General features: G+C 54.8%; 16 protein-coding genes. 8 read left to right on the top strand and 8 right to left on the bottom strand.

Annotation, left to right across the window (positions count from 1 at the left end):
- Positions 1-102 precede the first annotated feature (102 nt).
- Entirely contained in the window at positions 103-1,395 is a 1,293-nt protein-coding gene (uraA, locus tag HOY33_RS08520) for a uracil permease (protein WP_172289784.1), read from the top strand.
- A gap of 130 nt (positions 1,396-1,525) precedes the next feature.
- Positions 1,526-2,233 (top strand): DnaA inactivator Hda, encoded by a 708-nt coding sequence (gene hda / locus HOY33_RS08525; RefSeq protein WP_172289785.1) that lies wholly within the window; start codon positions 1,526-1,528, stop codon positions 2,231-2,233.
- Positions 2,234-2,247: 14 nt separating this feature from the next.
- Here hda and arsC read toward each other — a convergent pair whose 3' ends face one another.
- The 4 genes from arsC to HOY33_RS08545 form a co-directional block, all read right to left on the bottom strand.
- Complete coding sequence (gene arsC, locus HOY33_RS08530) at positions 2,248-2,604, bottom strand: arsenate reductase (glutaredoxin) (RefSeq protein ID WP_172289786.1); 357 nt, start codon at positions 2,602-2,604, stop codon at positions 2,248-2,250.
- Positions 2,605-2,630: 26 nt separating this feature from the next.
- On the bottom strand, positions 2,631-4,046 hold the full coding sequence (locus HOY33_RS08535) for a M48 family metalloprotease (RefSeq protein ID WP_370541619.1): 1,416 nt from the start codon (positions 4,044-4,046) through the stop codon (positions 2,631-2,633).
- Positions 4,047-4,296: 250 nt separating this feature from the next.
- Entirely contained in the window at positions 4,297-4,764 is a 468-nt protein-coding gene (bcp, locus tag HOY33_RS08540) for a thioredoxin-dependent thiol peroxidase (RefSeq protein WP_172289788.1), read from the bottom strand.
- Positions 4,765-4,766: 2 nt separating this feature from the next.
- Entirely contained in the window at positions 4,767-5,339 is a 573-nt protein-coding gene (locus HOY33_RS08545) for a glycine cleavage system transcriptional repressor (protein ID WP_199377729.1), read from the bottom strand.
- Between the two features lie 589 nt (positions 5,340-5,928).
- Between HOY33_RS08545 and dapA the strand changes: the two genes are divergently transcribed.
- The 5 genes from dapA to HOY33_RS08570 all read left to right on the top strand — a co-directional run bounded on the left by dapA (position 5,929) and on the right by HOY33_RS08570 (position 11,428).
- Positions 5,929-6,807 carry a 4-hydroxy-tetrahydrodipicolinate synthase gene (dapA, locus tag HOY33_RS08550; RefSeq protein ID WP_172289790.1) on the top strand — a complete coding sequence of 293 codons (879 nt, stop codon included), beginning with the start codon at positions 5,929-5,931 and terminating at the stop codon, positions 6,805-6,807.
- 16 nt (positions 6,808-6,823) lie between these two features.
- Positions 6,824-7,861, top strand: a complete 1,038-nt coding sequence (bamC, locus tag HOY33_RS08555) for an outer membrane protein assembly factor BamC (RefSeq protein WP_172289791.1) — start codon at positions 6,824-6,826, stop codon at positions 7,859-7,861.
- A 100-nt stretch (positions 7,862-7,961) separates the two neighbouring features.
- Positions 7,962-8,675 carry a phosphoribosylaminoimidazolesuccinocarboxamide synthase gene (purC, locus tag HOY33_RS08560; protein ID WP_172289792.1) on the top strand — a complete coding sequence of 238 codons (714 nt, stop codon included), beginning with the start codon at positions 7,962-7,964 and terminating at the stop codon, positions 8,673-8,675.
- A 215-nt stretch (positions 8,676-8,890) separates the two neighbouring features.
- Complete coding sequence (locus HOY33_RS08565; RefSeq protein ID WP_172289793.1) at positions 8,891-9,343, top strand: DUF441 domain-containing protein; 453 nt, start codon at positions 8,891-8,893, stop codon at positions 9,341-9,343.
- Between the two features lie 15 nt (positions 9,344-9,358).
- On the top strand, positions 9,359-11,428 hold the full coding sequence (locus HOY33_RS08570) for a tRNA(Met) cytidine acetyltransferase TmcA (protein ID WP_172289794.1): 2,070 nt from the start codon (positions 9,359-9,361) through the stop codon (positions 11,426-11,428).
- 136 nt (positions 11,429-11,564) lie between these two features.
- Here the strand turns inward: HOY33_RS08570 and HOY33_RS08575 are convergent, their stop codons facing one another.
- From HOY33_RS08575 to HOY33_RS08590, 4 genes are read right to left on the bottom strand one after another with little or no spacing between them, the layout of a single operon-like run.
- The gene (locus HOY33_RS08575; RefSeq protein WP_172289795.1) at positions 11,565-11,756 is read right to left on the bottom strand and encodes a YpfN family protein; all 192 of its coding nucleotides are present in this window, start codon (positions 11,754-11,756) and stop codon (positions 11,565-11,567) included.
- A 2-nt stretch (positions 11,757-11,758) separates the two neighbouring features.
- Entirely contained in the window at positions 11,759-12,433 is a 675-nt protein-coding gene (locus tag HOY33_RS08580; protein ID WP_172289796.1) for a M15 family metallopeptidase, read from the bottom strand.
- Entirely contained in the window at positions 12,430-13,557 is a 1,128-nt protein-coding gene (dapE, locus tag HOY33_RS08585; RefSeq protein ID WP_172289797.1) for a succinyl-diaminopimelate desuccinylase, read from the bottom strand. The genes HOY33_RS08580 and dapE overlap by 4 nt, the downstream gene beginning before the upstream one ends.
- A 1-nt stretch (position 13,558) precedes the next feature.
- Positions 13,559-13,936, bottom strand: a complete 378-nt coding sequence (locus HOY33_RS08590; RefSeq protein WP_172289798.1) for an ArsC family reductase — start codon at positions 13,934-13,936, stop codon at positions 13,559-13,561.
- 232 nt (positions 13,937-14,168) lie between these two features.
- Between HOY33_RS08590 and ypfM the strand changes: the two genes are divergently transcribed.
- A complete protein-coding gene (gene ypfM, locus HOY33_RS20800; RefSeq protein WP_172290025.1) occupies positions 14,169-14,228 on the top strand; it encodes a protein YpfM in 60 nt (19 codons plus the stop codon).
- Positions 14,229-14,274 lie beyond the last annotated feature (46 nt).

The following is a 14,274-nucleotide window of genomic DNA, read 5'->3' on the forward strand; positions in this document are numbered from 1 at the left end:
AATGCTGCGCCGCTACCGCGGCGCGGGATAAGTCTGGCTGTAATAACCGGCGCGGGAGTTTGCCCGCAGACCACAAATAGCCATGTTACAGAGGATACAAAGATGACTCGTCGCGCCATCGGGGTAAGTGAACGGCCACCCTTGTTACAAACCATACCGCTGAGCTTCCAACATCTGTTTGCGATGTTTGGCGCCACCGTGCTGGTGCCGATCCTGTTCAAAATCAACCCGGCGACCGTATTGTTGTTTAACGGTATCGGGACGTTGCTCTATTTGTTTATCTGTAAAGGGAAAATCCCGGCCTATCTGGGATCCAGTTTTGCCTTTATCTCGCCGGTACTGCTGCTGTTGCCGCTGGGCTACGAGGTCGCGCTGGGCGGTTTTATTATGTGCGGCGTGCTGTTCTGTCTGGTGGCGCTGATTGTCAAGAAAGCCGGGACAGGCTGGCTGGACGTGCTGTTTCCGCCGGCGGCGATGGGCGCTATTGTTGCCGTTATCGGCCTGGAGCTGGCTGGCGTGGCCGCCGGCATGGCCGGATTATTGCCCGCCGACGGCGCCTCTGTGGATACCACGGCCGTCACCATCTCATTGACCACGTTGGCGGTAACGATCCTCGGATCGGTGCTGTTTCGCGGTTTTCTGGCGATTATCCCAATTTTGATTGGCGTACTGGCGGGTTATGCGCTGTCGTTTGCCATGGGCGTAGTGGATTTTACCCCCATTAGCCAGGCGCACTGGTTTGCGCTGCCGACCTTCTACACCCCGCGTTTCGAGTGGTTCGCCATTCTGACTATCTTGCCGGCGGCGCTGGTCGTCATTGCCGAGCATGTCGGGCATCTGGTGGTCACGGCCAACATCGTGAAGAAAGACTTAATGCGCGAGCCGGGGCTGCACCGTTCGATGTTCGCCAACGGTATTTCCACCGTGCTGTCGGGCTTCTTTGGTTCAACGCCCAATACCACCTACGGTGAAAATATCGGCGTACTGGCTATCACCAAGGTATACAGCACCTGGGTTATCGGCGGCGCGGCGATTCTGGCGATCCTGCTGTCCTGCGTCGGGAAACTGGCGGCGGCGATCCAGGCGGTGCCTGTGCCGGTAATGGGCGGGGTGTCGTTGCTGCTGTACGGGGTCATTGGCGCTTCCGGCATCCGTGTGCTGATCGAATCCAAAGTAGACTACAACAAGGCGCAAAACCTGATTCTAACTTCGGTTATCCTGATCATCGGCGTCAGCGGCGCGAAAGTTCATCTGGGGGCGACCGAGCTGAAAGGCATGGCGCTGGCGACGATTGTCGGTATCGGCATGAGTCTGCTGTTCAAGGTTATTAGCCTGTTCCGCAAAGAAGAAGTGATTCTTGATGCGCCGGATGAAGAAGAAACGGCGCAGCGTTAAGGTGATTTCTACCGATGGCGGATTTTACTCTCCGCGCCGTTTTATCCTGTTGCGGGGCGTTTGCGACGCCCTCAACAGGGCTGGGTTTCTGTGATAGACTCAGTTCGTTTTCCTGCCAGTCTTGCTTGAGGTGATTCTGAACACGCCGGCACAGCTTTCATTGCCACTCTATTTACCGGATGACGAAACGTTTGCCAGTTTCTATCCGGGAGAAAATGCGTCTCTCCTTGCCGCGCTTACCGCGGCTTTGCATCAGGAGCACGGCAGTTATATCTATTTCTGGTCGCGGGAAGGGGGCGGGCGCAGTCATCTGTTGCACGCGGCCTGCGCTGATTTATCCCGTCATGGTCAGGCTGTCGGCTATGTGCCGCTGGATAAACGGGCCTATTTCGTGCCGGAAGTGCTGGATGGCATGGAACAACTGGCGTTGGTCTGCATCGATAATATCGAGTCAATCGCCGGTGATGAAGCCTGGGAAATGGCGATGTTCGATCTCTATAACCGCATTCAGGAAGCCGGACATACCCGCTTGTTGATCACCGGCGATCGTCCTCCCCGTCAGCTTAATCTGCATTTGCCCGATCTTTCCTCACGGCTCGACTGGGGGCAGATTTATAAGCTCCAGCCGTTGTCGGATGAAGAAAAAGGCGAAGCGTTGCAACTGAGGGCGAAACTGCGAGGATTCGAACTGCCCGAAGACGTCAGCCGTTTTCTGCTTAAGCGTCTGGATCGTGAAATGCGCACGTTATTTATGACGCTGGATCAGCTTGATCACGCGTCAATCACCGCCCAACGCAAACTCACCATTCCGTTTGTAAAAGAGATCCTCGGGTTGTAATCGGAACGTCTTGTTTACAGTATTTCCAATACCTGTTCGGGCGGACGGCCAATCCGCGCCTGTTGATCGACAACCACGATAGGGCGTTCAATCAATTTGGGGTGATCGACCATGGCTTGAATAAGCTGTGTTTCGGTCAGCGTGCTCCGGGCAAGATTCAACTGCCGATAAATCTCCTCCTTCTGCCGCATCAGTTGGCGTGCGCTGGTCAAACCAAGCTGATGAATCAAACGCGTCAGCGTTTCGGCATCGGGCGGCGTTTCCAGATACAACACCACCCGGGGCCGGATGCCGCGCTGTTCCAGCAGCGCCAGCGTTTCCCGGCTTTTGGAGCAATGCGGGTTATGGTAAATGGTTACGTGTTCGGTCACGGTCAGTCATCCTCAATTATCTGGCGTTAGGTTTTCTGGTACTGCTGGAAACGCTGCTGAAGCTGGCGTAGCTGATCGATTCGGGCGTCATAGCGCGCCTGCTCCAGACTGCCGAGTTTTACCAGTGAACTGGCATTGCTCAGCAAACGAATGGACTGATCAAGCTGTCCGTTTAGCGCCAGACTTTCCGCCCTGGCGGATAACTCTTCCGCCCGCGATCCCTGTGCGGCGGACGCCTGCGCCAGTAAATCCCAGCCGTTGGGATCGTCAGGGTGGGCGTAAGTATAGCGATAGAGAATTCTGCTCGCCGCCGCAGGCTGTTTTCCCTCAACGTAGGCGTTCGCCAGATTGAGCTGGAGTACGGGATTCGTCTGTGCGCCCGGCGTGTTTTGCAGCCGGGCGATCGCCTGCGCGGCGCGGTTTTGCCCCAGATCGATGTCGGTCATCAAATCCAGAAACCACGGATTGTCGGAAGCCTGATTCAACAGCGGTTGCAACACATTCCGCGCTTCATCGTATTTTTTGGCCTGATAAAAACGGATCGCCTGACCGTATTTGGCCGCCAATTGTTCACGTACGTTGCCTTTCGCCCAGGCGTCCAGCAAGTCATCGCTCAGCGGCCTGTTCGCCGAACCATACATGCCGAAAGTACGTACTTTGGCAAACAGGAAATCCTGGGATGATTGCATCGGGCTGGAGCGCATCTGGTTGGCCCGGTTACGCGCATCGGACAACCGGCTTTCCGGCAAGGGGTGAGTGAGCAAAATTTCCGGCGGTTTCGATGTATATCGTGATTGATCGGCTAATTTTTGCAGGAAATTCGGCATGGCCTGCGGGTCGAAGCCGGCGCGCTGCAACACCTGAATGCCAATGCGATCCGCTTCCTGTTCATTACCCTGGGTAAAGGTAATCATCCCCTGTTGCGCGCCGGCCATGGTGCCGCTCAGCGCGGCCATACCCAGTTGCGGGTTGGCCATCGCCAGCAGAATGGAACCCAGCGCGCCTACCCAGGTCAGCGGCGCGCTGCGCTGTTGCGACTCCATGGCTCGGGCCAGATGGCGTTGCGTCACGTGCGAAATTTCATGCGCCAGAACGGAAGCCAGCTCGCTTTCGTTATCCGCATAGTGAAATAAAGCCGAATGGAGCACCACGTTGCCGCCAAAAAAGGCGAAGGCGTTGATGTCATCATTGCGGATCAGGAAAAAATGAAAAGGCGTGCGTACGGAATCGGCCTGCTTTACCAGACGATTTCCGAGTTGGTTGATGTAATTGGACAGCAGGGGATCGTTAATCAGCGGCGCGCCTGAGCGTAGCTGACGGACATAAAAATCGCCCATGGCCAGTTCCTGATTGATACTGAGCGTGCCGCCGGCGGTGGTGCCGATATCCGGCAGCCGATCCTGGATCTCGGCCTGAACGGGAAGCGTATTACCGGTCAGCATCGTCCCTAACAGAACGGCAATGACCGTTTTTCTTAACCGACTAGACATAACGGAAGCCAACCTTTATCAACAACCAACATTGAAGCGCTTTGATAAGCATCTTAGACAGCAGCGGCGCACAAAGAAATATTTATACAGGAAAATCGTGGAGCAGACCGGGAATATCCTTTGTCCGGCGCGCAGGAAGGACAATGAGGCAACCGGTACTTTACTAGGCAAAGCACCGGCGATATCGCCAAAACGAAACAACTCAGGCGGTTTTCAGGTAGTCCAGAACGATGTCATGGTGGTTGCTGGTTTTGAAATCATCAAACACCTTTTCCACTTTGCCATTTTCATCAATCAGGAAGCTGATGCGGTGAATACCGTCATAGGTTTTCCCCATAAACGTCTTTTCGCCCCAGACGCCGAATCCTTCTGCGACCTGATGGTTTTCGTCAGATAACAGCGTGAAATTCAACAACTCTTTTTCGGCAAAGCGGGACAGTTTTTCTGGTTTATCGGTGCTGATCCCGATAACCTCGACGCCATATTTTTTCAGATCGTCCATATTGTCACGCAGACCGCAGGCCTGAACGGTACACCCCGGTGTCATGGCTTTGGGGTAAAAATACACCAAGACTTTCTGTCCCTGGAAGTCGGTTAAATTTACTTGTTCGCCATCCTGGTCGGGCAAGCTAAATTTCGGTGCCATATCACCGGCTTTCAGTGTGTTCATCACTACTCTCCGTCTTTTTCTTCATGCTGTGGATAGTTCACAACGCTAATACTGCCTTGCGCGTGCAGTTCTGTACATAGCTGATAAAAGGCTGGCTCAATAATTGAACCATCCAACGTGGCAGGGCTGTGCGCGGTGATCTGAATATACAACTGCGGCGGTTGTTCCCCCTTGGCTGGTTGAGTTTTAGAGACTAATTCAGCAATGTTCATTTGATGAGAGTCAAACAGATCGGTAAAACGCTCAATAATGTGCGGTGAGTCCGCCACATCCACTTTGACCCAAACGGTGGACGGCATTGGCGGCCGGGCCTGCGATTCCGTTCGTTTCATCACGATCAATAAATCCATCTCCGCCCCTTTTAGCGGCAGGGTGGATTCGATCAGCGTAATGGCGTTCCAACTCCCGGAAAGCAACATGATAAAGGTAAATTCTTCACCCAACATGGCAAGACGGCTATCTTCTATATTACAGCCGCAACTGCTGACGTGGCGGGTAATCGCGTTAACGATTCCTGAGCGATCGGCTCCCACGGCGGTGATAACCAGATAGTGTTCTTGTGAGCTAGGCAAAATAATGCTTCCTGTACGTCTTCCCAAAGCCACATGGTAAACATAAAAAATTGCCGGGAGCAATTTTTAACGCCGCAACGCGGCGGCCCGCAGGGCTGAGGTATTTCTACAATAATTAGTCGTTATTTGATAAATCATCTTAGATAACAGGATATTGTTTTTTAGGGAGTTCTTTCGCGTAAAAAATCGCGCTGAGGTGGATGTGACCGCCGGGTGAGCGACAGGACGTCGCGAAAGCCAGTGCCGCGCTGGGAGCGCGTCACTGGCGGCCCGATCAGCGGTCACAAACGCCGAAGGCATCGCGTAGCGATGCGATTTCCGCGAAAAGCCCCTCGTGTCGGGCGCGTGCTGCGACCGTCGCAGAAATCGACTGAGATTAGTGCGCACGAAACCCTCACTACACTTACAGAAATTCTTTTCCCAGATTTGTGGGGGAGCCTTCTGCTCGGAATAAAAACCTCAGAAGAGTTTTTAATGCCGCCCGCGGTATCATAAAAAAACGTGTGTCAGATACCTACAACGTCCTTGCGCGCTTGCTTTTGCATAGAGGTCAAAAGTACCATGAAGCACTTGTTTGTGGAGGGGATGGCCAATGTTTACGGGAAGTATTGTTGCGCTGGTTACGCCGATGGACGCCAAAGGCGCCGTCGACCGCGTCAGCCTGAAAAAACTGATTGATTATCATGTCGCTAGCGGTACATCGGCGATTGTCTCTGTGGGAACAACCGGCGAATCCGCCACGCTGAGCCACGAGGAACATGGCGATGTGGTGATGACCACGCTGGAATTGAGCGATGGCCGCATCCCGGTGATCGCCGGAACCGGCGCCAATGCCACCGCCGAAGCCATTTCGCTGACCAAGCGGTTTCACGGCACCGGCGTCGTCGGCTGCCTGTCGGTCACGCCATACTACAATCGGCCGACGCAGGAAGGGCTGTTTCAGCATTTTAAAGCGATTGCCGAACATACCGACCTGCCGCAAATCCTGTATAACGTACCCTCCCGTACCGGTTGCGACCTGCTGCCGGAAACCGTGGCGCGTTTGTCCGAAATTAAAAATATTGTCGCGATTAAAGAAGCGACAGGGAACTTAAGTCGGGTAAGTCAGATCCAAGAGCTGGTTAGTGAAGACTTCAGTCTGCTGAGCGGCAATGACGATATCGGGCTGGACTTCATGCAACTCGGCGGTCAAGGGGTGATTTCCGTCACGGCGAACATTGCCGCGCGAGAAATGGCCGAGCTTTGCAGACTGGCGGCGCAGGGCAATTTTGTCGAGGCGCGCCGGTTAAATCAGCGCCTGATGCCGTTGCATCAGAAATTATTTGTTGAACCCAATCCGATCCCGGTGAAGTGGGCCTGTAAGGAGTTGGGACTCATGGCGACCGATACGCTTCGCCTGCCCATGACGCCACTGACCGACTCCGGTCGGACGGTGGTGGCGCGCGCATTGAAGCAGGCTGGTTTGCTGTAATCGTTAGGGAGATTTAATGACTGATTCATTACAAAAGTCGATGGTGGCAAAAGTAGTCGGCATATCGTTAGTGATGTTGCTAACTGCCTGTTCCAGCGATCAGCGCTATAAGCGTCAGGTAAGCGGCGATGAATCCTATCTGGAGACGCCGACGCAGAAAGCGCTGAACACGCCGGCCGGAATGATTTTACCGGTGCAGAATGGGGATTATGATATACCGCCAGTTACCCTGAATGGCGCGGTAGGCAAAGAACTGGACATTCGTCCGCCGTTGCAGCCATTGGCTTTGTTGAATGGTTCCCGTACCCAAATCTCGGGCGGCACGGCGACACTGTTATTGGAAAACAGTGCGCAAAACAGCCGGCTTTGGTCTCAGGTCGTTGGTATCCTGCAAGATAAAGGCTTCACCATCGCCCGCCGTCAGGATGCCGAGCAGACCTTGACGACGGATTGGATCACCTGGGCGCGTCAGGATGAAGATCTTCAATATCAGGGCCGTTATCAGATAGCCGTGCAGCAGCAAGGGTATCAGGTCGCGCTGGTGGTGAAACTGTTGGCATTACAGCAGCAGAATAATCCGGTCACTGAGCCTGCTCAAATCCAACGTTACACGGGGTTGATGCTGAATACGCTCAGCGAGGCCCTGGATAATCAGGCGACCGCGCGTGAAAGCGCGCTGGCAAACCGCGCCAACGGTGCGTTGGATGTGCAGAGCGGGGCGGATGATACGGGTCTGCCGCTGTTGGTGGTGCGCGGGCCTTATTCCCTGGTATGGGAACGTTTGCCGACGGCGTTGAATAAAATCGGTATGACGGTTACCGATCGCAGCCGTCCGCAGGGTTCGGTTTCCGTCACCTACAAGGAGCCGGGCAGCAGCGTATGGGATGGGCTAGGCGCGAAAAATCCTGAGCTTCCCAACGGGGATTACAAATTGCAGGTGGGCGATCTTGATAACCGCAGCAGTCTGCAATTTATTGACTCCAAAGGACATACGCTAAGTCAGTCGCAAAACGATGCGCTGGTATCGGTATTCCAGGCGGCATTCAGTCAGTAACTCGAAAGGGTCGGATTATCCGGCCCTTCTTCATTAAGCAATCTAGGCGTTAAATTCTCGGGCCGTATGCGGTTGGCCCTCACTGTGTGGAGTAATAAAGATGCAAAAGCTAGCTGAGTTGTATCGTGGAAAGGCGAAAACCGTCTACACCACCGAAGATCCTGACCTGCTGGTGCTGGAGTTTCGCAATGATACGTCAGCATTGGATGGTCAGCGCATTGAGCAGTTCGATCGTAAAGGGATGGTGAACAACAAGTTCAACCATTTCATCATGAGCAAACTGGAAGAAGCCGGAATCCCTACGCAAATGGTGAGCCTGCTGTCTGATAACGAAGTGCTGGTGAAAAAACTGGATATGGTGCCGGTAGAATGCGTTGTGCGTAACCGCGCCGCAGGTTCGCTGGTAAAACGCCTGGGGGTTGAAGAAGGGATTGCGCTCAATCCGCCGCTGTTTGATCTGTTCCTGAAAAATGACGCCATGCACGACCCAATGGTAAACGAGTCTTACTGCAAAACGTTCGGCTGGGTGAGTGAAGAGAATCTCGCGCGCATGAAAGAACTGAGCTATAAAGCGAATGACGTCCTGAGCAAACTGTTTGATGACGCCGGTCTGATCCTGGTGGATTTCAAACTGGAGTTCGGTTTATTTAAAGGTGAAGTGGTATTGGGCGATGAATTCTCGCCGGACGGCAGCCGCCTGTGGGATAAGGCCACGCTGAACAAAATGGACAAAGATCGCTTCCGCCAAAGCCTCGGAGGAGTAATTGAAGCGTACGAAGAAGTCGCACAGCGTATCGGCGTAAAATTAGACTAACTGCGCAATCGTTTTCGTTTCAGGTTGTCAGATGCTGAACAGGTCTGGCAACTTATTCCCCGTTTCAATAAACGGCCTCTCCGTGATTGATGGATTGATGTCCGATATCCTCCTGCGCCGACTGCTTATTTAGTGCTATTATTGCCCGCCTTGGCGAAAGCCGCGAACATCGCTATTTTCTTTTTTCTTCTCTGCTATTCGGGCAAGGATTTTTCATGGCCTATTTTGATCCGACGCTGTTAATTTTACTGGTGCTGGCCGGACTGGGAATCATCAGCCATAACATGACCGTTACGCTGGCGATTCTGATTTTACTGGCTGTACGTATTACGCCGCTGAATAACTATTTTCCGTGGGTGGAAAAATACGGTCTAAGCATCGGTATTGTGATTCTGACTATCGGGGTGATGGCGCCCATTGCCAGTGGAAAAATTACCGCCGGCGAGGTGATGAATTCGTTCCTGAGCTGGAAATCGATACTGGCGATTGTGATCGGCGTGGCGGTTTCCTGGTTGGGCGGGCGCGGCGTTTCGCTAATGAGTAGCCAGCCGTCGGTGGTTGCGGGGCTGCTGGTCGGCACCGTCATGGGCGTGGCGCTGTTTCGCGGCGTTCCCGTCGGGCCGCTGATCGCCGCGGGTCTGCTTTCTCTGTTGATCGGCAAAACCTGATCGTCTCCGCCGCCGATGAACGTTTTCTGTTCCGATTTTGCCAACGGCCAGCGCCAACAGCAGCGTGCCGGCGTTCGTCGCCTGATGGTGCTCAGCGGGGATGCCGACTGGTGCGGCAAACAGGCGTTAACTCTGCGTAGTCAACTTGACGGCGACGGTCTGTGGATCGGTTCCTGCGCGCCGAACGGCCTGACGGCATTGCCCGTGGGCAAAGTGCGCACATTGCTCGGGCGGGAATTCACCCATGCGGTATTTGATGCCCGGCAGGGGCTGGATGTGGAAGCCTGGGCGATGTTGGCGGGCGCGTTGCGGGCGGGGAGCTGGTTGATCCTGCTGGCGCCTGAGTGGCGCTCATGGTCGGCGCAGCCTGATGAAGACAGCCTGCGCTGGAGTGAGCAGCCCCGGCCTATCGCCACTCCGCATTTTGTGCGGCATTTTCAGCGCCATTTGCTGGCGGATGATGATGTCGTCATCTGGCGTCAGGGGAGTGAGGCGGCTATCCGTCCATTGGCTCCCCGGCCTGACTGGCGGTCCGCCGATGGTCAACCAACCGCTCAACAACTGTCCATTCTGCAAACGCTGAGTGCGGCATCGCCGGGAGTTTATGTCGTCACCGCCCCGCGAGGACGGGGGAAATCAGCGCTGGCGGGGATGTTGACGCACCGTTGTCCGGCAACCTGTTGGATCACCGCGCCTTCTCGTTCGGCGACGGATGTATTACAACATTATGCTCGGGAGGACGCGCGGTTTTGGGCGCCGGATGCCTTGCTGGCGTATTGCCGTCTCAATCCTTTCCCCCCTGTTGACTGGCTGCTGATTGATGAAGCCGCCGCGATCCCATCGCCGTTGCTCGCCGAACTGGTGAGCTATTTCCCGCGAGTTTTGCTCACGACCACCGTACAGGGATATGAAGGCACCGGGCGCGGGTTCCTGTTGAAGTTCTGCGCCTCACTGCCGCAATGGCAGGCGTTCGCTCTGGATGAACCGTTACGCTGGGCTAAAAACGATCCGCTGGAGCGCATCGTGGATAATGCGCTGCTGTTCACCGAGTCATGCCGGTCTGAAGATGCCGGAGCACCTGTTGCGCCGCGAGCTGCACCGGCGCTCAGCGAGGAGAGCGCGCAAAGTTGGCTCTTGCATCCGCAGCGTTTACAGCAGTGTTATGCTTTGTTGTGCAGCGCTCACTACCGTACCTCTCCCCTTGATTTACGTCGCCTGTTGGATGCGCCGGGTATGCAGGTGTGCAGCGCCAGCGTGGCCGGATCGCTTAGCGGCATACTGTGGATGGTGGAGGAAGGCGGCTTAACCGGTGAACTGGCGCATGAGGTGTGGGCCGGACGGCGACGGCCGCGCGGTAATCTGGTGGCCCAGTCGTTGGCCGCGCACGGCGGGCAATGGATGGCGCCGATGCTTCGTTCACGCAGAGTCAGCCGCATCGCGATAGCCGCGACTTACCGGCGACAGGGCATTGGGCGGGCTTTAATCGCATTTCAACAGCGGGCGGCAGATGAACAAGGATTGGATTTTCTGTCGGTCAGTTTTGGCTATCAACCGGATCTGTGGGCATTCTGGCGGTCATGCGGTTTTCAACTGGTGCGCATCGGCAGCCATCGTGAAGCCAGCAGCGGCTGTTACAACGCGATGGCGATATTGCCCCTGAGTTCGAAAGGCCGCTCGCTGGCGGCGCAGGGCGTGCGGCAATTGGCGCGGGATTGGTTCTGGCTGCGACGCCTTATTCCGCTGGATTTATCATTGCCGCTGGACGAAACGACGGAACTGGAGCAGGAGGACTGGCGCACGCTGGCCGGTTTTGCGTTTGCCCACCGGCCAATGGAAGCCTGTTACGCGGCGCTATCGCGGCTGGTTTTCAGCTCAGAACTTCCTCTTCCCGCATTACGTTTGCTGATCGAAGAACCCATGCAGGGGGAACGGATTGTCAGCGTACTTGGCCTATCGGGGAAAAAAACCATGCTGCGGCAGTGGCGTGAGGAAACGGCTGGCGCGCTGCGTGAGTACGATTTGACTGCCAGTCTGTATTGGCGCAACTGGGCGCGGAGTGGCGATGTGGTTTCCGGCCGAGAGTGATCCTCTTCCCTGAGAAGCCACAAGCCATTCAGCGGTGCCAACCACGGTAGGTGCATGGCTCAGAAAGATTGGACATAGCTGCGTATCCGTGTGAGGAAAGATGATATGAGCTATATGTAACGTAGTAGGATATTGCTCAGGGTTTTTTCTTCGGCCAGTCATCGTCTTCTTCATCCCATTTATCGTTGTTGTCCCGATGCGGGGGAAGTTTCGGCTTATGCAGCAGAAAACGTTTATGGTCGACATTGCGCAGTTCTTTAATGCCGTTCAACAACATTCCGAACAGGATAATCAGGATTATCCACCAGTAATCAGCCAGCCATGCCATGATTAAGCCTCGTCGACGTTGTGTATAAAACGGGTAAACAACTGCGGCAGGTGTTCGCATAGCCAGTCATAACCGGCGATATCCTCACCTCGCCAGGCGGACAAAATAATGCCCGACGTGAGTTGTTTTTCCGCATGCTGTGCCAATGGATAATAGCTGATATGCCAGAGTTCGGCGGCGACGCCGCCGAGATCGTGTTCATAAGGGCGATAAAAGCCGAATTCATGCATATGCCGGCTGAGCCAGTCGTTCAGGTCGGCGAAATAACCGCCGGATTCGTATTCCCAGGGTTCCAACTGTAGCCTTTGCCCTTTCGGGAGGCGGTCCGGATCGTAGATATCCAGATCGCTGCCCCAGTGGTGACGGCTGGCGCCCGGCATTGCCGACCACCTTAAAATGGCTTCACAGCGTTCGCCGTCATCCAGCGATAATACGTCCAGCGGCTGACCCTGTTCACCCATTACCGGGCGTTCTCCGCGGAATTTACCGTTCCAGATCAAACGCTGGCGATCGAAATCACGAAAGGTGCTGGCAGGTTGTACGTTAAATCCGTCTTTTTCCGCTGCGCGCTGTAAAGCCTGAAACGCGATAGCCGCTTCAGGCTGAAGGCGATGGTGTCCGCTGAGCGTAACCAGATGACTGTCGTTTTTCCCGGTTAGCATGGCATGAGTAATCATGCGATCAATTGCTCCATAATCCGCTGATACATCCGGCTGAGCAGTTGCAAGTCCGCAGCGCTGACGCACTCGTCCACTTTATGAATAGTGGCGTTTACCGGCCCAAGCTCCACCACCTGAGCGCCCATACGGGCGATAAAACGCCCATCGGATGTGCCGCCGTTGGTCAACAACTGCGGCGTGACTTCATTATAATGCTCTACGGCGTTAACCACCGCGTCGACCAGTTCCCCGCGTGCGGTCAGGAACGGCTGGCCGGAAAGCTGCCAGTCAATAGTGTAGCGCAGTTGATGACGGTCCAGCAGTTCTGCAACGCGTTGTTTAATGCGTTCGTCCGTCAGTTCGGTGCTGAACCGGAAATTGAATTGTACCAACAGCTCGCCGGGAATGACGTTATTACTTCCGGTGCCGGCCTGAACGTTGGCGATTTGCATGCTGGTGGGGGGAAAAAATTCATTACCCTGATCCCATTGCGTCTCAACCAGCTCATTGAGCGCCGGTATTGCCCGGTGTACCGGGTTGTCGGCCAGATGCGGATAGGCGACGTGGCCTTGAACGCCCTGTACGCGCAGATTGGCGGTAATGGAGCCACGGCGGCCGTTTTTCACCACGTCGCCGACGATAGCGGTGCTCGACGGTTCGCCCACCAGGCAATAATCCAATCGCTCATTACGCGCCATCAGGGCTTCAACCACTTTTACCGTACCATTAACGGCGCTGGCTTCCTCATCCGAGGTGATCAAAAAAGCCAGCCGTCCCTGATGGTCGGGGTTGGCGGCGACGAAACGCTCGGCGGCAACCACCATGGCCGCCAGTGAGCCTTTCATATCCGCCGCGCCGCGGCCGTATAACATGCCGTCACGAATGGTGGGTTCAAAAGGCGGATGCTGCCAGCGGCTTTCGTCACCGCTTGGCACGATATCGGTGTGCCCGGCGAATGCCAGCGTTTTCCCGGTGCCGCGCCAGGCCCAGACGTTTTGCGTATCGCCGAAATTCATCGGTTCAATGGTGAAGCCAATGGCTTTCAGGCGTTCGGTCATGAGTTCCTGGCAGCCTTCATCATTTGGGCTGAGGGAAGGGCGTTTAATCAACTGTTGAGCGAGTTCGATAACCGGACAAGACACGTTATTTGTTCTCCGCGATAAATTTCTGGTAGCTGTCGTCGCTGAAACCAAGCAGCGCTTTTCCAGCGTCTGTCACTAACAGCGGCCGTTTAATCAACGCGGGCTGCGCCAGCATGAGCGTTTTTGCCGTGGTTTCGCTGCCGGCGGCGTTGCTATTAATGATGTTGCGCTGTTCTTCGCTTAGTTTACGCCAGGTCGTGCCGCGCGTGTTGATTAATGACTGCCAGCCCAGTAGCTCGATAAAATGCTGAAGTCGCTGCTCGTCCAGGCCGTCGGCGCGATAATCATGAAAGCGGTAATCAACCTGTTGCTGTTCCAGCCAGCGGCGGGCTTTTTTTATGGTGTCGCAGTTTTTGATACCGTACATGGTCAGCGTCATTGTTATTAATGTCCTTTCTGCTTAATGGATTGAATGAGGGTTGTCGAGCGGCACAGCGAGGGGAACAGCCCTGACATCGTGGTGATCCAGCATGCCGAAAAAAAACGGCGAGATCCACAGTGAACTGAGAAACAAAAATGAGCGGCAGTATACTTTTTATACTTACAGAACTATTTCACCTGGTTAAAAAGTGTGCGTATAATACGTCGCCGTTAATTACCAAGAGGTTCCCATGATAGAAGTAGAAGTGAGTCATTGGAAAGATTTTATTGAAGCAATGTTACGCAAATAATAATTAAACGTTACACCTGCCATTGCATACCAGGAAGATCGAGCAA

The sequence above is a fragment of the Brenneria sp. hezel4-2-4 genome (genome assembly GCF_013155275.1).
Taxonomy (GTDB): Bacteria; Pseudomonadota; Gammaproteobacteria; order Enterobacterales; family Enterobacteriaceae; genus Brenneria.